Origin of the sequence: Paenibacillus sp. PastM-3 (genome assembly GCF_029893965.1) — a bacterium.
GTDB lineage: Bacteria > Bacillota > Bacilli > Paenibacillales > Paenibacillaceae > Paenibacillus_AQ.
Window position 1 is genome coordinate 24,611 of the sequence record NZ_JARXXP010000036.1, and the last position, 22,274, is coordinate 46,884.

The following is a 22,274-nucleotide window of genomic DNA, read 5'->3' on the forward strand; positions in this document are numbered from 1 at the left end:
TAACCTCTATCCGGCTGCCTGCTATTCACTCAGCGCGTTTTTCAGCTCATCAGAGGTGGCTGCCCACCAGTCCGCATTATGCGACATCAGCAGTGATTTTAGTGCCGCCTTCTCCACCGGTCCCAGACCATCCAGAATAATCTTGCGCTTCAAGGCAGCATCCAGCTTGTTCACATGATCGGCAAGAATCTTCCAGCCCCGCCGTGCCTCGGTATCAATCCACATTTCACAGGCCGTTATGCCGCCGTATAGCTGTCCTTCCGGCGTACGGTCCACTGCGACCCAGACTACCCAAACCTGTCTTCCGTCCGGTACCTCATCACGGTTCATCGAAAATTTGATGCCCTTCTCTACCTTGCTTTTGGCATGCATGGCACCAATGTCGATAACGGCTTCACCGCCGTCGATAATGACCGGCGATACATTGTTGAGATCAATGGAGCCGGCACCAAAGCCTTTATGCTTGCTTTTTGCGTTCACAATATTCAAGGCAATCTGCTTTTTGCCCTCCGGTTGTACGTTATCCACAAGTGCACATCCTTCCCTTTCACTAATAATTTAATTTTAGCTAATAATGCGGCGATTGCAAACATATACATCCCGTAGATGCTTGTCACGGGAGGAATCACAGTATGAAGCCACTGTCATTAAGGTTCATGATCATCTCTGCGGCCCTGGCCGCCCTCATCCTGCTGGGAGGCTCCCTCTGGCTCCTGAGCGGGCTCAGCCCTGCCGCCCAGTCTGCCGCTGCCCCAAAAGAGGCCAAGTCCCCCGCTGCCGTGTCCCAGACCAAGGCGGTGCAGCCTGTTCTTCCCGAGAGCAAGCCGCTTCCGGTCTCTGAAGCTTTAAGCATGCGGGTAACCGAGTATCATATCGATGTGCAGCTGGACGCGGATGCCCGGGCGCTCCAGGCCGCAGAAACAGTTACCTGGATTCATCCCGGCCAAAAGCCCGTACAAGAGCTCTATTTTCACCTCTATCCCAACGCTTTTGCCTCTGAAAAAACAACATTTATGAAGGAATCAGGCGGTGAGCTGCGCGGTGATACCATGCCGGAGAACGGGTTCGGCAGCATGACGATAACCGACCTGCGCACTACCGAAGGGGTATCTCTCATGCAGCGTATGCAGTATGTGCAGCCCGATGACGGCAATGTTAACGACAAGACCCTCGTCAAGGTCCATCTGCCGCAGCCGGTAAACGGCGGAGAGAGTGTCACGCTTAAAATCCAGTTTGAGGTCAAGCTGCCCAAAATATTCGCCCGTATGGGGACTGCCGGAAATTTCGTGATGGCCGGACAGTGGTTCCCCAAGCTCAGTGTATATGAGCCCAAAGGAACAAGAGGCGTTCAGGAGGAGGGCTGGGATCTTCATCAGTACCACGGGACTTCAGAGTTTTATAGCGATTTCGGCATTTACAATGTAACGATCTCTGTTCCTGCCAACTACATCGTAGGCGCTACCGGTTTTCCGGTCAAAAGTGCCCAGATTAAGCAGGACAGGAGAATTTATCAGTTCTATGCCGATGATGTCCATGACTTTGCCTGGGCTGCATCCCCTGATTTTGTCGTTGCCGAGGAGGCCTTCTCCGCCCCGAATGTGCCGGGTGTACGGATCAAGCTGTATTTGGACCCGCTGCACAAGGATCTGCAGGAGCGGTACTTCCAGGCTGCCAAAGCTGCCCTGACTGCATTCAGCAAATGGTATGGGCCCTACCCTTATTCGACCTTATCGATCGTGGTTCCGCCCAAGGAAGGGAACGGGGCTGGCGGAATGGAATATCCGACGCTGATTACTGCCTTTGGCGCAGCTGAAAGTTCCCCCGGCATGTCGCTTGAGCGCACTGTCATTCATGAGATCGGTCATCAGTACTTTTACGGCATGGTGGCCAATAACGAATTTGAAGAGGCCTGGCTGGATGAAAGCTTTACCTCTTATGCCGAAGACCGCCTGATGGAGCAGGAGTACGGGGTCAGCTCCAGCGCTGCCCTGCAGGCCAGCATGGTCACAGCACCCCAGCAGCTTAATCTCGAGACATGGAAATATAGCACCGCTGACGGGTATACCCGCAATGTATATATCCGCGGTAAGCTGGTCCTCAAGGATATCGAACAGCAGGTCGGCACCAAAACAATGGATGCTATCATGCTCGCATATGCCCGTAAATACAGGTTTAAGCATCCTTCCACGGCCGATTTTCAGAGGATTGTCGAAAAAGTAACCAAGCAGTCTTGGCAGGATTATTTTGACCAGTATGTCTACAGCGGCGGTGCGCCTGACTTCTCCGTTGACCGCATCACCACCGGCACTGGAAACAGTAGTATTGATGGAGAAGAGGCCCGCTATGAGGCAACAGTGGAAGTGAGCAATAAAGGCAGCGGGTATGCCAATGTACCGGTAAAATTCACTTTTACTGACGGTTATACCATACAGCAGTTCTGGAAGGGAGAACAGAAAACAACTGCTTTTCAGCTATCCTACAAGACACCTCTTGCTTCTGTGGATATCGACCCCGGACACTCCATCCTTCTGGAGAGTAAACATCTTAACAATTTCATGCTGGCGGAGCTTGCACCCAAGACACTCTCGCGCTGGACACTCAGTGTAACCAAATTGCTTGAAACTCTGCTCGGAACTCTAGTCTGGTGAGGTGAACGATAGTGAAAAGCGCGATTTCCCGCAGCTGGATCAGCATGAAGGAGCAATTTTATATCCTGATTCTGCTATTTATCTACCGGCTGCTCTGGGGCTATTTTTTGTACAGGTTCGTCAGGTCGGCTGTCATTCCGGTGCTGCTGCGCTATCCGGATACCCATGCCGGCGGCAGCGGACTGGGCAGGCTGCTGTATTATATCGAAGGGCAGGCCGCCTTGGGCGGTGACCCGGCGGTGCAGCGCTGGCTCTGGCTGCTGCTCGCGCTGTCGCTGCTGCGGCTGCTGATTTCCCCCTTTATCCGCGCCGGTCTGCTGCATGAGCTGCATCAGGAGCGTAAAGGTGAACGCGGACTGTTTTTTTTCCCGGGGATGAGACTTTACGGGCTGCCGGTGTTTATCTTCAGTCTGGCGGAATGGCTGCTGTCTGCGCTTCCGCTTTACTGGCTGCTGCCCAAAATGTATACGCTGCTGTTAGGCGGTTTATTAGATTATAAGCTCCTGCTGAAGCTTCTGCCCTACCTGCTGGCCTGGATGCTGTATCTCTACATCGTCCGTACGGTGCTGCTCTACATGCAATTCGGCTATACCGCCGGGACAGGCATGTTCTCCGCCCTGCTGGCCTATCTCAGGCTGCTTGCTCCTTCAACCAGTGCTTCACTAGTGCTTGGCGCAGGAGGGCTGCTGACGTTGCTGCTCTCGGCTGTAACCGCCCTGTTCTATCCCGGATTGCCGGCGCTGCTCTTCCGCCAGTTCGCACCGCTTCCATCCACCATGTTCAAAATGTGGGGAATCGCCGCCCAGTACCAGCTATGGAGCAGCAAAACATTTCCACAATAATTTCCCGCCAAAACGGCATAATAAAAGAGTCACTGCCTCTGTTTCAGGGGTGTGACTCTTTTGTGCTTAACAATGATTTAACGTAGAATTTGCAAAACATCAAAACCTCTGATACAATGATGCCTGTACCGCTGGTAACAACTTTGTAATCTTTTGAAACTATTTCGAACTAACTGTATGTACCTTATACACTTCAACATTGTCAATCAACAGTCACTGTTCTGGTGCATAAAACGCCAAATTCCCAGCACCGGGAAGTGGGGGAACCATATTTTGGGTGAATTGATCTCGCTTTAGAGGGGTCATAGGGGAACCTTCTACCGAATCCTTAAGCTAACCTCGCAGGCCTTGGAAGGAGTACATCTTTTGAAAAGTCACAATTTGTTCCGCACACATTTAAAAAAGAAATGCACCGCAGCAGCACTGGGTCTTGTGATGGTATTCACTATGGGCGCCACCAGCGTCTCGGCTGATTCCAAAATGGACACAGTTATCTCCAAAACCATCGGAGTTTCATACAAAACTGGAGGTACAAGTACCTCGGGCTTCGATTGTTCAGGATTCACTAAGTACGTCTTCAAGAGTGTCGGTCTTACCCTGCCCCGCACCTCCAAAGCACAGTACAGCATTGGAACGCCTGTTTCCAAAAGCAATCTGCGTGCCGGCGATCTTGTATTCTTCAATACGCTGGGTAACGGAGTTTCCCATGTAGGCATTTACGTCGGGAACGGCAAATTTGCACAGTCCTCCAGCTCAAAGGGTGTAAACATCAGCTCGCTGAGCCAGGCTTACTGGGCCAACCGCTACGTTGGCGCCAAACGAGTAATGAGCACAACAGCTTACCAGGCTGTCGCTTACGATTGAACCTTCCCCTCACATTTAACCTCTGACACATAATTGTAACTTAACTGGCCCGGATTTGATTATTGCCGTAATCATTCCCGGGTTTTTCCTTTTTGTTTCCTTATTCTACCTTTTACACACATCCAGGGCTTATGAAACACCCCTCTTACTAAAAATTCCAACATTGTTTCTGAAAAAGCTTACTTCCCGCGTAAATTTGAGTCTTTTTAAGCAGAACTCTCTCTTAAAAAACGCAAATATTATGCACTAATATGTTTTAAGTGATTGCCAACGGCCTCTGTCTTTGCTACAATTATCGCAGTGATCCTTTAGTAACATTTTTGTAATTAATCAACCGGGTTTTTCAAACGTTTTGTCATAATGTTCTGCCAGCTAATCCTAATCAACAGTCGTGCCGAGTTCCCTTACGAAATAAGGGAAACGGGGGAACCAATTTTTGGGTGAATTGACCTCCTATTCACAGAGGGGTCATAGGGGACCTTCAACCGAACCCTTAAGCTAACCTCGTAGGCATTTGGAAGGGGTATTTACTTTTGAAGAAGAAGTTAGCCGCCGCACTACTCAGTTTTTCTATTATGCTTACCATTGGGGCAGGAAGCGCTTTCGCGGATTCCAAAATGGATAAAGTCATCGATAAAGCCATCGGAACCAAATACGTGTCCGGCGGAGTATCGACCAACGGCTTTGATTGCTCCGGATTCACCATGTATGTGTTCGATAAGATTGGCATTAACCTGCCGCACCAGTCCGGCTCCCAGTACCAGATGGGCACTGCCATCTCCCGTGATAATCTGCGGGAAGGCGATCTTGTATTCTTTAATACAAGCGGCCGCGGTGTATCTCATGTCGGTATTTATGTCGGTGACGGCAAATTCGCACATGCCTCAAGCTCAAAGGGTGTAACCATCAGCTCGCTGAGTGACAGCTACTACGTCAACCGCTACGTTGGCGCCAAACGGATCATGAGCACAGATGCTTACCATGCAGTTGCAACTGATGCTGAAGATAACGATGATGTTCAATAAGCAATGATACGACAGGTGCTTTTCCAGGATTTTTGCCGAAATCTTGGAGGGCTCCTGTTTTTTTGTCTATAAAACTACTTACCCCTCCCCTAACGCATAAAACACCTAAAATCCCTTTTTTCCGCAATTTCATAAAATATTTTTAGCGGTTTGTCAAGTTTCTGCCGTCCTTGCTAATTTCCTGAGTTGAACCCGCCCAGTTTTGTATATAATTAAGTATACGATATAGAAACGTGCCCCCTGAAAGGAGGCCTGTGGCCTTATGAGCAGTTACCCTGTCACTTTTTACATTGTGCCGATGGAGACCAGTCATGCCGAAGATATTTGCGGATGGGATTACAGGCCGCCTTATAATATTTACGGATGGCTGCCATGGGAGCAGATGCAGGCGCTTGGCATTGAATTCGGAGACCCGCAGCTGCGTACAGAGCAGTATGTATCTGTTGTAGACGGAGAAGGGGATCTGTGCGGATTTGCGCAGCTGTTTCCGATGGAAGGCGTGGTCCGGCTGGGAATCGGCATGCGGCCCGAGCTGTGCGGGCATGGAAGGGGTCATTCCTTTATGAATGCAATCGTTCAGGCGGCTCTGGAGCGATACCCCGACCGGGAGATTGATCTGGAGGTGCTCACCTGGAATCAGCGGGCTATCCGGACATACCAGAAGTGCGGATTTACGATTACTGATACGTACGAACGCCGTACTCCAAGCGGAGATAAGCCATTTTATTGCATGGTCTATAATAAATAGCTCCATACTGAGGTTGAAGCCCCTATCCGCACAAAAATCGTTCATTTTTTTGACACAAACTCTATGATAACGCTTTACCTTTCGGTATAATGAAGGAAGCAGCTTACACGGAGGGGACGATGGAGATGCAGAAATGGATCATGAGCGGTTTGTTTTTTGCCGCATGTGCTTTTGCGGTAGTACTCTTGTTCACATTGCCCGGCAAAGAGGAAGTCGCGGAAGAAAATAAGCCTACGATGCCCCAGGTTACCCTGGATGCCGCAAGTGCGGAAGCCGCTGTCAAAACCAACTGTATTTCCTGCCATGGTGATCAGCTTCAGGGCGGTGTTGGCCCAAGCCTGCAGCATGAAGGCAGCGAACGGGATGCCGAGAGCATCTATAGCATTGTGACCAAGGGACGCGGACAAATGCCATCCTTTAAGGATAAGCTTGCCCCTGAGGAGATCGCCAACGTTGCTTTATGGCTCGCAGAGAAAAAGTAAAAGATCGCTCATTCATTTAAAATGCCCGTACAAGGACTCCAGCCGGTCCTTTGTACGGGCATTTTTGTGTGCAGCGGTTATATTAGACCGTGTCCTAACGTGTTTTGTCAAAGGCTTCATTGAATTCATGAGCCTGGCGGATATCAAGCGCCGCAAGGCCGCTCTCTTCTTTTGCCGATAAGCGCAGGGTGACGGTTTTGTAGTCAATCGTTATATGCGGATGATGATCAAAGGCTTCGGATATGGCGGCTACCTCATCCACAAAAGCAATGCCCTTCATATACTCGCTAAACATGTACTTGCGTACCAGCGTTTCTTGTTCCAGCTTCCAGCCCTCCAGCTTACCTACCTGCTCATGCAGCTCTTCCACTGATAATTGCATTTGCTTCCTCCCTTACTTTATTAGCAGTAAAGTCTTTAGACATATACTTTCTGATATTTTAAACAAAACATCCCTTAGCTTCTGAAAGTCCAAGGGATGCGCCAGGATGAAGGCCTTTTTTCGGTTTAATGTATTCTGTAATCCCGGCAAATAGCACTCGTCAGCTCAATTTTACCATGGCTGCATGGAGAGGGGCAAACCTGGGCCCATTGCTGCTGTCCAGCTAGACAAGTACTACCGAGGCCAGATCTTCCTCACCTAGCAGAATGTTGATCCTGTGGGTCTCTTTGTCATAGATGACAACTCCGCTGCCCACTTGAATGACCGGCTCATTACCGAGCCCATAAAACAGATCCTCGGCCAGGGCTTCCCATACCTCAAGCTTTGATTCCTGCGGCAGCTCCTGCCACTCGTCAGGTTCCATCTCAAAAAACACATAACTGTCTGAAATACGGCTGACGGCCTCCGTCAGTTCCTTCAGAATCTCACTGTAATCTCTGCCGTGCTTAACACCCACGTCTATCACTCCGTTTTCTTCACAGATGAATAATAACTTACCCTATCCATTATAGCCGAAAAAATGACTTCACAAAAAAGGGAATGCTGTCGATAAATAAGAATATACGTGATTTCATTCCACACAGGGTGTCCCGCTGCTCTTCAAGGATGATACAAGCGGCTGTGACGGATCACTTTTTAATTCTCATGGACGAGGTGCATAATGGAAATTTCAACATTACTTGGTTTGATTTTTGGTCTGGTTGCTTTTCTTGGCGGGATGGTGCTGAAGCATGCCCCGCTTACAAGCTTAAATAACCCTGCGGCGTATGTCATCATTCTCCTGGGTACCGTAGCCTCCGTCTTTGTGGCCTTCCCGATGGCGGAGCTCAAGACGATCCCCAAGCTGTTCAAGCTGCTCTTCGTTCAGCAAAAGATGGTGAACAAATCCGATTTGATCACCACGTTCATGGAATGGGCATCCATTACCCGGCGTGAAGGACTGCTGGCGCTGGAATCGAAGGTTGATGAAATTGAAGATGATTTCCTCAGAAACGGTATGCGTATGATCATCGACGGCAACGATCAGGAGTTTGTCCGTGATGTATTAATGGAAGATATTCATGCAACTGAAGACAGACATAAAGCCGGTGCCCTGATCTTCTCCCAGGCAGGCATGTATGCCCCTACGCTCGGGGTGCTCGGAGCGGTTGTCGGACTGATCGCCGCCCTTGCGGATATGAGTGATATGGATGTGCTTGCCCACGCGATCGCAGGGGCGTTTATTGCTACACTGCTCGGTATTTTTACCGGTTATGTAATGTGGCATCCAATGTCCAACAAGCTTAAACGTATCTCCAAAAAAGAAATCCAGCTCAGGCTGATGATGGTGGAGGGGCTGCTGTCCATCCAGTCCGGGGTCTCAACCATTGCGATCAACCAGAAGCTGTCCGTCTTCCTTACACCGTCGGAGCGTGCCAAGCTGAGTGCAAAGGAGGGCGGCTTGAGTGAGCAAAAAGACTAGGCATGAAGAGCATGAAGAGCATGCCGATGAATCCTGGCTATTGCCCTATTCTGACTTGATGACGCTGCTGGTCGCCTTGTTCCTTGTTATGTACGCTATGAGCGCAACTGATGCCAAGAAGTTCGAGGAGATGAGCCAGGCTTTCAGCTCCGCACTGAACGGCGGCACAGGTATTCTCGACCAGCGGGCTGCTTCGCCAACCGAGTCACAGCTGGATCAAGGCGAGCACGATAAAATGGATAACGTGGTTGCTCCCAATACAGGCGAATCCGAAATTGCCAAGCTGCGCAAGCAGGAGCAGGAGGACTTGGAGAAGCTTAAGAAGCAGTTTGACCAGTATATCGAGAAAAACGGGCTTACCGATCTGCTCAGCACCAAGCTGAATCAGTCACAGCTGATGATTACAATCAGTGACAACGCCCTGTTTGCTTCAGGTGAGGCCGATGTTAAGAATGAATCCCGGCAGCTGGCCAAATCAATTTCCAGTATGCTGCAGCAGTTTCCTGATTACAATGTACTTGTACAGGGGCATACCGACAACGTCCCGATTTCCAACAGCAGCTATTCTTCCAACTGGGACCTCAGCGTAGACCGGGCCCTTCATTTCATGAAGATCCTCCTGCTGAATCCGAACCTGGACCCGGTAAAATTCAGCCCGATCGGCTACGGTGAATACCATCCGATCGCTGATAACTCCACGGCCGCCGGACGGGCCAAAAACCGCCGCGTGGAGGTCTCCATTCTCCGCAAATACACCGACTCAGCAGATACTACAAGCGTTGCTCCTCCTGCTCAATAAACGGGACTCCGCAACGAATAAAGAGTAAAGAGCTGCCTCCCGGGATTACCCGGGCAAGCAGCTCTTTCTTTGTAAGGGCTGGCTATTGCAGCTCATAGCTGAGCATAGCCCCCAGCTCCTGCTTCTCCTGCATGGTCAAATCACGCCATTCCCCTGTCTTGAGCGCGCCCAGATGAATATTCATTATCCGGATACGCTGCAGGTGTCTTACCTCGTAGCCAAATGCGCTGCACATCCGGCGGATTTGCCGGTTTTTGCCCTCGGTAAGAATGATGCGGAATACCCGCTCCGAGATCCGGGTTACTGTGCAGGGGAGGGTTTTGCCACCCAGAATCTTTACCCCGCTCGACATTGCAGAAATAAAGGAAGACGTAATCGGCCTGTCTACAGTTACTATGTATTCCTTTTCATGCTTGCCTTCAGCCCGCAGTATTTTGTTAACGATATCGCCGTCATTTGTAAGCAGAATTAATCCTTCGGAGTCCTTATCTAGCCGGCCAATCGGAAATATCCGCTCCTGATGCCCGACAAAATCAACAATATTCCCCTGAATATGCGCCTCTGTGGTAGAGGTGATGCCAACCGGCTTATTTAAAGCGATATAGACCACCTGGCTGCCTGTTTTAAGCAGTTTGCCATCAATCAATACCTTATCTCCCGGCACAGCCTGGCTCCCCAGTACAGCAGGTTCACCGTTGATTGTAACTCTTCCGCTTTCGACCAGCTTATCTGCTTCACGGCGTGAACAGTAGCCCGTGTCACTGATGAACTTATTAATTCTCATTTCTGTTCTCACTCCGTTCCTTATTCAATCCTTCACTCAGGCCTAATTCTATGCAACAGGCAGTATAATCGTAATCTCGGCTCCGCACCCGTATTCACTGCTGATCTCCATGCTGCCTTTGTGAGCCTGGATAATCCGCTGGCTGACCATCAGTCCAAGACCGGTTCCCGTCTCCTTATTTGTAAAGAAGGGCTCTCCCAGCTTGGGCAGCATCTCTTCCGGAATTCCCTCTCCCTCATCCGAGATTACAATGATAACAGAATTTCCTTCGATCCGCTGCAAAACGGTAATGGTGCCGCCTGAGGGCATCGCCTCAATTGCATTTTTGACGATGTTAATAAAGACCTGCTTCAGCTGGTTCTCCTCACAATGTACTCTGGCCGGCTGTACGGAGAGCTGTGCTTCAAACTCAATGCCGAAAAGATGCGCCTGGCTGTCCAGCAGGGAAATGACATCATTCAGTATATGCCGGACATCCTTCTCCTGAAAGTGGACAGCCTGCGGCTTGGCCAGGATCAGAAATTCGCTCACAATCAGATTGATCCGGTCCAGCTCAGACAGCATCAGATCAATATGCAGCGGTATAAGCACTCCCTTCTCCTTCTGAAGCTGCAGAAATCCGCGGAGAGTGGTCAGCGGGTTACGGATCTCATGGGCCACCCCTGCCGCCAGCTGCCCCACTGTCGTCAGTTTCTCTGAGCGTCTGAGCAGCTCCTCGATCCGGTTGCGTTCGGTCATATCACGGGATACATGTACAAAGGCCTGAGGACGGCCCTCTTCATCCCGGATCATTGAGGTGCTTACACTGACCTCAACTAAAGATCCGTCACGCTTCAGCCGGAGGGTCTCCACAGGCGGCAGAACGGCACCTTCCTTAAGTTCCTTAAGTCTTATATCCTCCTGCCGCTGTACGGTCGCCGGCACAAGATAAGGCGGCTTGATTGCGGCATCGGCAACATTCCAGCCGTACAGCTTCTCAAAGGCTTTGTTCGTGCTGGTGATCCGCCCTTCCATATCTACGGTATGGATTGCATCCGATGTCCCGTTAATTACCGATTCCAGGTGTTCCTTTACAGCCCGGTTCTCCTCCAGTGTCTTCCCCAACTGATTGGTATGCTGATACAAGTGATCGGCCATCACATTAATCCGGCTGGCCAGCTGGCCCAGCTCATCGCCGCTTGTTACATTTAGCGGGGACTCGAAATTTCCCTTGGCTACATCATTGACCTTACGCAGGATATCCTTAATCGGCCTTGTAACAATGCCGGACAGCACATAGCTGCATATGAAAAAAACAACCAGCAGCAGCACCGATGTCGTAATATCACTTACCAGCTCCTCATTAATGACGGAGGAGATTACCGAGTAATCCATGACTACGCTGATAACATAATCATCGTTGCCGGGCTGAGCAATCGGGATGAAGCTTTTAAGCACTCTTTTGCCCAAGGCTGATGTATCAATGGTTACCGGAGCTTCCTTCCTCAGGGCTGTCATCATTGCAGTCTTATCCTCGCCAGGATTGCCAAAAATGTAGGTTCCGAAACGGATGGGACGGTTGCGCAGCTTATGATTGACACTGTCTGTACCGTCCGGCTGCATGGTTTCGGAACCAAAGGTCTTGGGATTCATCCCCGTAATCTCCAGTAGCCCCGGGTTGACCTCCTTGGAGCGCCGGACGATCTCTTCCGGCTCCATAATTCTTACGTAGTCACTGACGGCTGTACTCCGTATATACGGATCTATAATGTAGTTTCTTGACGGATCACGGTAATAGCCCCACTTCTCAATGTACTCCGGATTAGAGGTGGAGTATTCAAAGGGGCCGGACCAGAAATTATCAAGCGTCTGCCCCTGCTGAACGGATACCTTCTGGCCGGCAAACAGCTCAAGAAAAGCTACATACCAAAAACCCATACCCTTGGTAGACAACCCAAGCTCGGCAGGATCTGAGGACTTAGCTACTATAATATCATCTTCAGTCTGAACAAGGAGCGAAATATTGGACACCCCTAGCTTGTCCGCCAGAAGCTTCAGCTGTGAGTTTTTCACATTGCTGATGTCCGGATCGAGCTCCTCAGCAGCGAGAATAGCGGCCAGCCGAAGATTATAGGCCATCTGCTGCTGCACGTAATTGGAGCTGTAATTGCTCTGCTCGACAGAAACGGCAATCTGCATGGCTGTAGTCTTCATATTATTCTTGCTCTCGGTAAGCAAATTATTCCGGGCCGCATATAAATTCAGCATCAGATTGAGTCCCAGTATTAACAGCACCGACCCGAAAATGATTGCCGATAATTTTGTTTTAATGGACAAGCTGTTTGTTCACCTCTTATCAACTGGTAAAAAAATCAAGCAGATCATTCATAAATATCATACCTTCTGCCCCTTCTTTTGAAAAGAGATTTCAAAGGGGATTATCCACGTACAGCATTGAATTTTGAGGATAGTTTCTCTACAATAATGAAGGAAATCATGAACACCATCTACAGCATATACACATATAAACAGGTTATTAAGCTTGAGTGTGTACAATATTGTGTATAAGTAGGCGGTTATCCACAGAGTTATGCACAATTTGTTCAGAGCGAATATTTGTTCGTTGTACAAGGATTGTTCGAGGAAAGGAAAGATGGGCTTGAATATATACAAGGATGAACTGCCACCCGAGGAGCTGGCCATACATGAGTTCTGGATGAAGGAGGCGATTGCCGAAGCGCGTAAAGCAGAGAGCCTGGGTGAAGTGCCTATCGGTGCAGTAATCGTTCGTCACGGGGAGATTATCGGGCGCGGCTACAATCTGCGGGAAACTACGCTCGATTCTACCGCACATGCTGAAATGGTCGCAATCCGCCAGGCAAGTATTGCACTTAATTCCTGGAGGCTGCTTGACTGCCAGCTATACGTTACACTTGAGCCCTGCCCCATGTGTGCGGGGGCAATGGTTCAGGCCCGGCTGCCGCTAACCATATACGGTACTGCCGATCCAAAGGCAGGCTGTGCAGGCACCCTTATGAACCTGCTCGAAGAACCGAGATTCAATCACCGGACCGGAATCATTCAAAATGTACTTCAGGAGGAATGTGCAGAGCTGCTGACTTCTTTCTTCCGCCGGCTGCGCCGGAAGCCCAAGCTCTGAGGCATTAGCGTCCCGTCCCCCTGCCACACTGTTTCTATAATTATTATGGGATAAGGAGAAACCCTGTTATGTCATTTAAGCTCTACAATCATGCACAAGGCATCTATCTTTCATTACTGCAGCTGCAGGATGCACAGGAGCTTCTGGAGCTGCGTCTGCGCAACAAGGAGCATCATCAGCGGTTTGAACCGCTGCGCGAGGCTGATTATTTCACCCTGGAGAGCCAGCAGCAGCTGATCAGCCAGCGGTTGAGCGACTCGGAGCAGGACAGGGCTTATATGTTCGGCATCTTCATGTCTGACGGACGGCTGATCGGTCAGATTACACTTTCGAATCTGGTGCGCGGGGTGGCTCAGTATGCCGATCTGGGTTACTTTATAGATTATGCTATTCAAGGCAAAGGTCATATGACCGCCGCAGTAAGCCTGATCCTGGAGCATGCCTTCCGTGCCCTTGCACTGCACAGAGTACAGGCTTGCATCCTGCTCCACAACGATGCTTCACGCCGGGTGCTGGAGAAAAGCGGTTTTCAGGCTGAAGGCATAGCCCGCCGGTACCTCAAGATCAACGGCGAATGGCAGGACCACCGGACCTATGCAATATTGGCCGATGATTTTTTGACAGCCCGCTCATAGCTCACATATAACAAAAACCTGCAGTTTGCACTCAGCACTCTGCAGGTTTTTGTATTTTGTATAGGATAACGATTAATAAGTGCTCATTCCGCCAAATTGCTGCTGCAGCTCTTCCATTGTAATAACATTCTCACCCTGCGGGATACCGATCACGAAGGTCTGCTTCTCATTGATTTTGCTGTACTGATTAGTACCGGTTAGTGACAGATTGATATTCTGCCCTTGCTCCGGATCCTTAACTACCACATCCATCAGCAGGTTCTGATACACTGGGAAATCATCCTTGTTGATGGCTGTGTTCAGCTGGAAGTTGTTTACTGTCAGATAGGAGTCCAGGTCAGCTAAGCCTTTATCGAACTCTGCCCGGGCCTCACCCGATTGGAGCTGCTGTTTAATATCCGCGAGCTTGGCTTCGTCAATCTGCAGCATTTCCTTGTACTCTTCTTTGCCCAGGATATCAATGATCTTAGGCAGTGCATTGTTCACCAAAATGGTAAGCGCCTCTTTGACATTGCTGTTTGTCACCTGGAACTGGACAACCTGCTTAGCATCCACGCCCTCAGGCAGCCCCGCATCCTCAGGCTTCACATTCTTGAAGTACGTCTCTTCGTCATATTCACCCAGCAGCGTGCTCACTACCTCATTGGAAAGATCCTGAACTTTCTTGGTATCCACTGTCCCCGGTGTTACACCCACTCCCTGCTGTTCAGCAAGCTCTTTCGGATCAAGCTCCAGGAACTTGCCAACGATGGTCTCCGGAAGCGGCAGGAACGGAATCGACGGGATTTTGACATACATCTTATCTGTGGTCAGCACCATCGGAATGTTGAAGGACATGGCCATGTCCCCCTTCAGATTCAGCACCATTGTTAATTCGGTCTGCATCGGGTCTGACTGATGGACGCCATTAATGGAGATATCAGCGTTCTGAAGCATATTGAGCACCATGCCCGTAGTCTCATCCCCAGCCCCCGCAGGTGCATCAATCGTCAGGTTGTTGATAGTAAGTACGCTCTTCATTTCGTAAGAAGTCATCGTTAACGCCTCTTTTGCAGACGACGATATCGCTTCTTTCGGTGACTCCTCTTTACTTGCGCATCCGGGTAAAATAACTGCAGCTGTAAGCAGCAAAGCCGCTGCGGAAAGCCCCCATTTTTTAAACATTATAGTTCTCCTCTCCCATGTAAAAATATTACTTCCCCCTGTTAATGATAAACCAATTATCAAATATGAGAAACATTACGTTTCAGATACTGCCGGGTTCCAATCTAACCTTGCGGGTTATTATGGTCCACATGATTAGCCTGCTTTACCTTTTTGGAGCCCGATAACGGCTCGGGACCGGAAGAATGATGCTCTTGTCTGGAGTTCCGATTTGATTCTGTTCCCGGTACAGGCACGCTTTTTGGCTTACTCATTTTACATCGCCTCCTAAGGATTAGTCAGATTCTGCAGCGCCTGGGCGCATTCGTGAATCTGTCTGGTATACTTTTGCGCCAGCTGCTGGACAGCATCGGTGTGCTCATCCGTATGACGCCCCCCCTGCTCCACATCAACCAAATCAACGGCAACCTCCCGGCTGTCCACATAGGTACAGCGAAAATCCAGGGAGTACGCCTGATGGCCGGCAGCGTTAAAATGAATGAGCAGGCTGTTCTGGTCTGCCGCATCCCCCTGCAGGCTAAAGCTGTCCCCGTCTTGCATCAGCGCAGGCAGACGTTCCTGCCAGGCTGAAATCAGCGTATTCTGGTCCAACTGCATTTCTCGGTTCATTGTTATGATCAGCCTCCTTCTCTATTACATTGCGGAGAAGCGGAGGTTTTTATTCCTGTCCGCAGCAAAGGTGAATGGATCCGGCATAAATCTCTATGAATGCCGGCAATCATAAAAAGCCGCCTTCCGGAGAAGACGGCTTCTATCTGCAGATCATTGTATTAAAAAAAATGGCGGAGAGGATGGGATTCGAACCCATGTGGGCTTGCACCCTAACGGTTTTCAAGACCGCCCCGTTATGACCGCTTCGGTACCTCTCCATAATGCATCTAAATTTCACATGCATTAGGAATTGTACCACATTTGGTGAAGAATATACAAGTACTACTGAGAAACTTTTGGAGTGATTACTTTTGTGTTACGCATGTATGGCTGAAGCACTTCCGGAATCAGTACACTGCCGTCTTCCTGCTGGTAATTCTCCAGGATCGCTGCCACAGTCCGTCCTACTGCCAGTGCCGATCCATTGAGTGTATGGACAAATTCCGGTTTGGCCTTAGGCTCTTTGCGGAAACGGATATTAGCCCGGCGGGCCTGAAAGTCTTCCGTGTTCGAGCAGGAAGAAATCTCACGGTACATAGCGCTCTCCGGCAGCCACACCTCGAGGTCATAGGTCTTGGCCGATGTGAAGCCCATATCGCCTGTACAGAGTCCCAGAACGCGATACGGCAGCTCCAGTAACTGCAGCACACGCTCAGCGTCTGCTGTCATCTTCTCAAGCTCCTCATAGGAGCTCTCAGGCGTAGTAAGCTTTACAAGCTCCACCTTGTTGAACTGATGCTGGCGGATAAGCCCGCGGGTGTCACGGCCTGCTGAACCGGCTTCAGAACGGAAGCAGGAGCTGTAAGCGACAAAATACTTAGGAAGGTCCGCAGCTGTCAGAATCTCCTCACGGTAATAGTTCGTTACCGGTACTTCTGCAGTCGGAATCAGGTAATACTCTGTATCCCGCAGCTTGAACAGATCCTCTTCGAACTTCGGCAGCTGGCCCGTACCGTATAAGCTGTCCTTATTTACAATCTGCGGCGGAAGCATTTCTTCGTAATTGTGCTCTCCGCTGTGCAAATCCATCATGAAGTTAATCAATGCACGCTCAAGACGCGCTCCGAGCCCCTTATAGAATACAAATCTGGAGCCTGTAACCTTGGCAGCAGCTTCGAAATCCAGAATATCCAGCTGCTGCGCAAGCTCCCAATGGGATTTCGGTGTGAACCCGAACTCGCGCGGCTGGGACCAGCGCCGGATTTCGACATTATCTTCTTCGGACTTGCCTACCGGCACCGATTCGTGGGGAATGTTAGGGATGCTCAACGTCAGCTCATCAATCTGTGCCTCAAGCTCACGGACTTCATCATCCAGCTCTTTAATCCGGTCAGAAACGGTACGCATCTCTGCGATCAGGTCATCAGCCGGCTCTCCGTTTTTCTTTTTCTTGGCTACATCGCCTGAAACAACGTTACGGCGGTTCTTGAGTCCTTCTGTCTCTTGCAGCAGTTCCCGACGGCGCAGGTCAAGCTGCGGGAATCCGGCAATCAGATCAAGCGATTTACCACGGTTCTTAAGCGCTTCTTCTACTTTAGCGTAGTCACTGCGCAATACTTTTACATCTAGCACAAAGTTTCCCTCCTGAAAACAGCCTAGACTCTTTCAGATTGCCGTTTGCAGCATTGAAAGAGTCAGGTTGTTCTTATATGCAGTTCTATTGTGTCGCAGCAGCCTTAGCCTTCACCATATCGGCAAAGTACTGATGCAGTCGGTAATCCTCTGTCAGCTCCGGATGAAAGGAGGAAACCAGCAGATTGTCCTGCCGTGCTGTAACAATCTCATTATTATAAACGGTAAGCACATCAACCTCAGGACCTACTTCACTGATAAGCGGAGCACGTATAAATACAGCGCGGACCGGCTCGCTAATTCCTTTTACATCGAGGTCACATTCAAAGCTTTCCCGCTGGCGGCCAAAGGCATTCCGGGCCACGGTTATATCCATCAGCCCCAGATGAGAATCTTCGCCGCCGGCAATTCTCTTCGCCAGTACAATCATCCCGGCACAAGTGCCAAAGATAGGCTTGCCCTGGCCCGAAAAATCACGTATGGCTTCAATAAAGTCGTACTTGCGCATCAGCTTGCCGATTGTTGTGCTCTCGCCACCGGGAATAATCAGGCCGTCCACTTCCTCAAGCTGTTCAACACGCTTAATAGGAAGGCCCTCGGCTCCAGTCTTCTCTATACTGACAATATGCTCTGTTACAGCGCCTTGAAGCGCCAACACTCCTATTCTCATGCGCCAACCTTCTCTCTATTAACGGCCGCGTTCTGACATGCGTTCAGCCGGAGTCAGAGTGGCGATATCAATCCCCTTCATCGGGGTGCCGAGATTCTTGGATACCTCGGCAATCAGTCTGTAATCGGTAAAGTGAGTGGTTGCTTCCACGATGGCGCGGGCAAACTTCTCGGGATTATCCGATTTAAAAATACCCGAGCCTACAAAAACACCATCTGCCCCCAGGTGCATCATCAGGGCAGCGTCGGCAGGAGTAGCCACACCGCCTGCGGCAAAATTAACAACCGGCAGCTTGCCAAGCTCATGAACTTCGAGCAGCAGCTCATAAGGGACACCCAGAGTCTTGGCTTCATGGTACAGCTCATCCTTGGACAGATTGGTTACTTTGCGGATCTGGCTGTTAATGTAGCGCATATGCCGCACAGCTTCAACGATGTTGCCTGTTCCCGGCTCACCCTTGGTACGGATCATGGAAGCCCCTTCATTAATGCGGCGCAGCGCCTCTCCAAGATCTTTGGCTCCGCACACAAAAGGAACAGTGAACTCGCGTTTGTCGATATGGAATACTTCGTCAGCAGGCGTGAGCACTTCGCTCTCATCCAGATAATCTACGCCCAGCGATTCAAGCACTTTTGCTTCAACATAATGGCCGATCCGGGCTTTGGCCATTACAGGAATGCTTACCACTTTGAGGACTTCCTCTACAATAGTAGGATCAGCCATACGTGCTACGCCGCCTGCGGCGCGAATATCAGAAGGAACACGCTCCAGCGCCATTACGGCTACTGCACCTGCAGCCTCGGCAATCTTTGCCTGCTCAGCATTCATGACGTCCATGATGACGCCGCCCTTTTGCATTTCTGCCATACCTCTTTTTACCCTCGATGTTCCTGTTTCCATTTCCTGACCCCCCGATTTTTTTACTATATCCCGCTAATAATTAGAACAGATCCTTAATTCCTGTAAACAAATCACCGAAAAAATCGCCAATTGCCCGCATCAGCAGCTTAAACCAGCCTGCCTTCTCTGCTTCTTCTGCTGTGATCAGATTGACCGTTTTCTGCTGGGCCTGTTCCATGCCTTCTATCTTATAGGTGTAAGTCACCTTTCCGACAGCAGTAGCATTGGCAATAGGAGCAACGAGAGTCGAGGCGTCGTTGACCGCAACAGCCGTTTCGATTGCCGGGTTCACCGTTCCTTTTGGCACAATAAAGGTTACACCGGCGTCTGTAACTACAGGTACGCTCTCGTTTTTGCCCTTTTGTACAGGTACGGTTTCATTTCCTGTGATCACAGACTTGGCGGCTACTACCTGCTTGATTTCAAAATTATTGAAGCCATAGTCAAGCACCTTTTTAGTCTCTGTAAAGCGGTGTGCTTCCGAATCGGCTCCCATAACGACACTGATAAGACGCATACCGTCACGTACTGCCGTACCGGTAAAGCAGTTGCCTGCCTTGGTAGTGTGTCCTGTCTTCAGTCCGTCAAGACCCGGATATGCATAAGCCTTAAAGTTCGCTATATCCTTATTGGCTTCGAGCATCCAGTTGTAGTTAATCATCGGCTTGGCATCGCGCTCACGAAACTTATAGGATTGGATCGTTGTGAACTCAGTAAAATCAGGATGTTCAGTTACTATATATTTAGCAAGTATAGCTGCATCCATTGCAGACATGACCGTTTCGCGATCCGTTTCCGGACGGTACTTGGAAGGCATATCTGCCCGGTCAAGACCGGTCGAGTTAATGAAATAAGCCGTCTTCATCCCCATTTTCTGGGCAGTCTCATTCATCAGGGTTACGAATTGCTGTTCCGAGCCGGAAACCAGCTCTGCCAGTGCAACAGTAGCATCATTGGCTGAGCCCACTGCCATAGCTATGTAAAGCTCTTTAACGGTATGTTGGTCACCCTGCGCCAAAAAAATCCGGGAGCCGACCTGCTGGGCCGCATTCTCCTGAATAGTAACCGTCTGATCCCAGGAAAGCTGCCCGTTATTAACAGCTTCGGTCACAAGGTATTCTGTCATCATCTTGGTCATACTGGCCGGAGGCAGCGCCTCATCGGCATTATACGATAGAAGAACTTCTCCGGTTGTAGGCTCAATTAATACAGCTGAGCTCACATTAAGCCCCAGAGATTCTATCGAAGGAATTTTGGCAGCAGCTGTATTCGTTGCCGCCGTACCTGTACCGGTTGTGCCTGCTTCTGTTGTAGCCGGAGTCTGAACCTCACTTGCTAATACTGCGGAACTTACAGGAGAAGCTAACATATTTAAAAGCAGAACTACTGTCGCTGTCTTGATCACAAATTGCTTGCTGCTGAATTTACGCTTGTGCTTCAAAATCAATACTCTCCTTTGGTCCTCATATCCATTGCTTGTTCTATTCTAACACAGGGGTATCTGCAAAAAAAGACAGGCAGAGCGAATTATGCCCTGCCTGCCCGTATTTTAGCGAATTGGCGCAATTACAAGGAGTAATTAGGCGCTTCCTTGGTAATCTGCACATCATGCGGATGACTCTCGCGGAGGCCTGCTCCGGTAATCCGGATAAAGCTGGTGTCGTTACGCAGCTCAGTCAAAGTCTTGGTACCGCAGTATCCCATACCTGAACGGAGTCCGCCGATCAGCTGGTGAACGGTATCGGAAAGCGGCCCTTTAAATGCAACTCTGCCCTCGATTCCTTCCGGAACCAGCTTCTTGTCATCATCCTGGAAGTAACGGTCCTTACTTCCCTGCTTCATAGCACTCATACTTCCCATCCCGCGGTATACCTTGAACTTGCGTCCCTGGTACAGCTCGGATTCTCCCGGGCTTTCTTCTGTTCCGGCAAACAGGCTTCCCATCATTACTGCAGATGCGCCGGCAGCAATCGCCTTAGTAATCTCACCCGAGTATTTAATCCCGCCGTCTGCGATAATCGGTACTCCATACTCCCGTGCGACTGTTGCGCAATCATAGATGGCAGTAATCTGCGGTACACCGATACCGGCAATAACTCGGGTTGTACAGATCGAACCCGGTCCGATACCAACCTTAACAATGGATGCACCTGCTTCAATCAGATCACGGGTAGCTTCACCAGTAGCTACGTTACCAGCTACAATTGTGAGGTCAGGGTACTTGGCGCGCAGATTACGAACTGCTTCAATAATATTGATATGGTGTCCGTGAGCCGAGTCCACAACAAGCAGATCGACACCGGCATCAATCAGAGCCTTCGCACGTTCATCCGCATCCTTCGAAATACCGATAGCTGCACCTACGAGCAGGCGGCCTTGAGCATCCTTAGCCCCGTTAGGGAATTGAATTGCCTTCTCAATGTCTTTAATAGTAATAAGTCCTTTGAGAATGTTATTGTCATCAACCAGCGGCAGTTTTTCGATCTTGTGGCGCTGCAGCATAACCTCTGCTTCCTGCAGGGTTGTGCCGACAGGAGCCGTTACCAGATTATCACGGGTCATATATTCGCTGATCGGCGCGCCGTAGTCATGAATAAAGCGCATATCACGGTTAGTAATAATGCCGACCAGTTTGTTGTTATCATCGACAATTGGTACTCCGGAGATACGGTATTTACCCATTAAACGTTCCGCATCGGATACCAGATGATCCGGTGTGAGGGAGAAAGGATTCGTGATTACGCCGCTTTCGGAACGCTTTACCCGATCGACTTCGCCAGCCTGCTGCTCTACAGACATATTCTTGTGAATAATGCCAACTCCGCCTTCACGGGCAATCGCAATGGCCATTGCTGCTTCAGTTACGGTATCCATCCCGGCACTGATAAGCGGAATATTGAGCTTCACATTGTTACTCAAAACCGTACTCAGGTCTACTTCTTTAGGCAGCACCTCAGATTTACGCGGTACCAGCAGCACATCATCAAAAGTCAGTCCTTCTTTGCCAAACTTATCTTCCCACACCTGGGTCATTCCTCCTCGAATTGTCGTTCTAAACGTCCGCAAACTTTATAAATGAAGAAACTTCGGTCGGGCCAGAGTCCATATCCGATAGACACCGGCAGGAGTAGCGAAGCTGCATTAATGAATATCTTCAATTAAGGTTTGAGATGCTTGTCCAAAAATATATTATTGCCATCTTAGCAAAGGCCTTTTAGCCTGTCAAGAATATTACATCATCCTGGAAAGGTTTCAAAAAAAGCCTGCCGCGTAAGCGAATTCTTGGACCTCAGTCCATTCACAGTGGACATTTAGCGGAGTAATAACTGTAATTATTCCTGCAATATTAAAACAACAAAAAAGCCATTGTCGATTGCTCAACAATGGCTTTGTGTGCTTGGCGGCGTCCTACTCTCCCAGGACCCTTCGGTCCAAGTACCATCGGCG

23 protein-coding genes, 1 tRNA gene and 2 riboswitches are annotated in these 22,274 nt (G+C 49.8%); of the genes, 10 read left to right on the top strand and 14 right to left on the bottom strand.

The features are described 5' to 3' along the window. Positions 1–21: 21 nt before the first annotated feature. Complete coding sequence (locus tag M2108_RS28235) at positions 22–528, bottom strand: YwhD family protein (protein WP_128083729.1); 507 nt, start codon at positions 526–528, stop codon at positions 22–24. 104 nt (positions 529–632) lie between these two features. Here M2108_RS28235 and M2108_RS28240 point away from each other — a divergent pair, with 104 nt between their 5' ends. From M2108_RS28240 to M2108_RS28265, 6 genes are all read left to right on the top strand, one after another. Further along, entirely contained in the window at positions 633–2,648 is a 2,016-nt protein-coding gene (locus M2108_RS28240; RefSeq protein WP_277472734.1) for a M1 family metallopeptidase, read from the top strand. Positions 2,649–2,659: 11 nt separating this feature from the next. Continuing rightward, positions 2,660–3,490 carry a hypothetical protein gene (locus M2108_RS28245; RefSeq protein WP_277472733.1) on the top strand — a complete coding sequence of 277 codons (831 nt, stop codon included), beginning with the start codon at positions 2,660–2,662 and terminating at the stop codon, positions 3,488–3,490. Positions 3,491–3,714: 224 nt separating this feature from the next. Further along, positions 3,715–3,853: riboswitch (cyclic di-AMP (ydaO/yuaA leader) on the top strand. Positions 3,854–3,925: 72 nt separating this feature from the next. Further along, complete coding sequence (locus M2108_RS28250; protein WP_277472752.1) at positions 3,926–4,354, top strand: C40 family peptidase; 429 nt, start codon at positions 3,926–3,928, stop codon at positions 4,352–4,354. A gap of 382 nt (positions 4,355–4,736) precedes the next feature. Beyond that, positions 4,737–4,882, top strand: a riboswitch (cyclic di-AMP (ydaO/yuaA leader). Between the two features lie 5 nt (positions 4,883–4,887). After that, entirely contained in the window at positions 4,888–5,379 is a 492-nt protein-coding gene (locus tag M2108_RS28255; protein WP_481856959.1) for a C40 family peptidase, read from the top strand. A 262-nt stretch (positions 5,380–5,641) separates the two neighbouring features. Further along, positions 5,642–6,127, top strand: a complete 486-nt coding sequence (locus M2108_RS28260) for a GNAT family N-acetyltransferase (RefSeq protein ID WP_277472732.1) — start codon at positions 5,642–5,644, stop codon at positions 6,125–6,127. Between the two features lie 125 nt (positions 6,128–6,252). Further along, entirely contained in the window at positions 6,253–6,609 is a 357-nt protein-coding gene (locus tag M2108_RS28265) for a c-type cytochrome (protein WP_068728857.1), read from the top strand. Positions 6,610–6,703: 94 nt separating this feature from the next. Here the strand turns inward: M2108_RS28265 and M2108_RS28270 are convergent, their stop codons facing one another. Further along, entirely contained in the window at positions 6,704–6,991 is a 288-nt protein-coding gene (locus M2108_RS28270) for a 4a-hydroxytetrahydrobiopterin dehydratase (protein ID WP_277472731.1), read from the bottom strand. A gap of 223 nt (positions 6,992–7,214) precedes the next feature. Then, the gene (locus tag M2108_RS28275) at positions 7,215–7,508 is read right to left on the bottom strand and encodes a hypothetical protein (RefSeq protein ID WP_277472730.1); all 294 of its coding nucleotides are present in this window, start codon (positions 7,506–7,508) and stop codon (positions 7,215–7,217) included. 204 nt (positions 7,509–7,712) lie between these two features. On the opposite strand from M2108_RS28275, the gene motA reads away from it, so the two are divergent. Then, positions 7,713–8,513: a flagellar motor stator protein MotA gene (gene motA, locus M2108_RS28280; RefSeq protein WP_277472729.1), complete on the top strand. Its 801-nt coding sequence runs from the start codon at positions 7,713–7,715 to the stop codon at positions 8,511–8,513. Then, positions 8,497–9,312 carry a flagellar motor protein MotB gene (gene motB / locus M2108_RS28285; protein WP_277472728.1) on the top strand — a complete coding sequence of 272 codons (816 nt, stop codon included), beginning with the start codon at positions 8,497–8,499 and terminating at the stop codon, positions 9,310–9,312. Before motA ends, motB begins: the two co-directional genes overlap by 17 nt. Positions 9,313–9,394: 82 nt before the next feature. On the opposite strand, the gene rluF is transcribed toward motB, so the two are convergent. Together rluF and M2108_RS28295 are read right to left on the bottom strand one after the other, a co-directional pair. Continuing rightward, entirely contained in the window at positions 9,395–10,096 is a 702-nt protein-coding gene (gene rluF, locus M2108_RS28290) for a 23S rRNA pseudouridine(2604) synthase RluF (protein ID WP_277472727.1), read from the bottom strand. 48 nt (positions 10,097–10,144) lie between these two features. Beyond that, on the bottom strand, positions 10,145–12,412 hold the full coding sequence (locus M2108_RS28295; RefSeq protein WP_277472726.1) for an ATP-binding protein: 2,268 nt from the start codon (positions 12,410–12,412) through the stop codon (positions 10,145–10,147). A gap of 322 nt (positions 12,413–12,734) precedes the next feature. On the opposite strand from M2108_RS28295, the gene tadA reads away from it, so the two are divergent. Both tadA and M2108_RS28305 read left to right on the top strand, forming a co-directional pair. Beyond that, entirely contained in the window at positions 12,735–13,235 is a 501-nt protein-coding gene (gene tadA / locus M2108_RS28300; RefSeq protein ID WP_277472725.1) for a tRNA adenosine(34) deaminase TadA, read from the top strand. Between the two features lie 68 nt (positions 13,236–13,303). Next, a complete protein-coding gene (locus M2108_RS28305) occupies positions 13,304–13,870 on the top strand; it encodes a GNAT family N-acetyltransferase (RefSeq protein ID WP_277472724.1) in 567 nt (188 codons plus the stop codon). Positions 13,871–13,942: 72 nt separating this feature from the next. On the opposite strand, the gene M2108_RS28310 is transcribed toward M2108_RS28305, so the two are convergent. The 9 genes from M2108_RS28310 to guaB all read right to left on the bottom strand — a co-directional run bounded on the left by M2108_RS28310 (position 13,943) and on the right by guaB (position 21,851). Continuing rightward, positions 13,943–15,034, bottom strand: coding sequence for a hypothetical protein (locus M2108_RS28310; protein WP_277472723.1), 1,092 nt, complete (start codon positions 15,032–15,034; stop codon positions 13,943–13,945). A 104-nt stretch (positions 15,035–15,138) separates the two neighbouring features. Next, complete coding sequence (locus M2108_RS28315) at positions 15,139–15,288, bottom strand: small acid-soluble spore protein P (protein WP_277472722.1); 150 nt, start codon at positions 15,286–15,288, stop codon at positions 15,139–15,141. Positions 15,289–15,301: 13 nt separating this feature from the next. Continuing rightward, positions 15,302–15,643 (bottom strand): hypothetical protein, encoded by a 342-nt coding sequence (locus M2108_RS28320; RefSeq protein ID WP_277472721.1) that lies wholly within the window; start codon positions 15,641–15,643, stop codon positions 15,302–15,304. A gap of 171 nt (positions 15,644–15,814) precedes the next feature. Continuing rightward, positions 15,815–15,903 (bottom strand) — tRNA-Ser (locus M2108_RS28325). A gap of 64 nt (positions 15,904–15,967) precedes the next feature. Beyond that, complete coding sequence (serS, locus tag M2108_RS28330) at positions 15,968–17,257, bottom strand: serine--tRNA ligase (protein ID WP_277472720.1); 1,290 nt, start codon at positions 17,255–17,257, stop codon at positions 15,968–15,970. Positions 17,258–17,342: 85 nt separating this feature from the next. After that, positions 17,343–17,927, bottom strand: a complete 585-nt coding sequence (pdxT, locus tag M2108_RS28335; RefSeq protein WP_277472719.1) for a pyridoxal 5'-phosphate synthase glutaminase subunit PdxT — start codon at positions 17,925–17,927, stop codon at positions 17,343–17,345. 18 nt (positions 17,928–17,945) lie between these two features. Further along, positions 17,946–18,827: a pyridoxal 5'-phosphate synthase lyase subunit PdxS gene (pdxS, locus tag M2108_RS28340; RefSeq protein WP_277472718.1), complete on the bottom strand. Its 882-nt coding sequence runs from the start codon at positions 18,825–18,827 to the stop codon at positions 17,946–17,948. A gap of 40 nt (positions 18,828–18,867) precedes the next feature. After that, a complete protein-coding gene (locus M2108_RS28345) occupies positions 18,868–20,274 on the bottom strand; it encodes a D-alanyl-D-alanine carboxypeptidase family protein (protein ID WP_481856958.1) in 1,407 nt (468 codons plus the stop codon). A gap of 119 nt (positions 20,275–20,393) precedes the next feature. After that, a complete protein-coding gene (guaB, locus tag M2108_RS28350) occupies positions 20,394–21,851 on the bottom strand; it encodes an IMP dehydrogenase (protein WP_277472716.1) in 1,458 nt (485 codons plus the stop codon). Between the last annotated feature and the right edge of the window lie 423 nt (positions 21,852–22,274).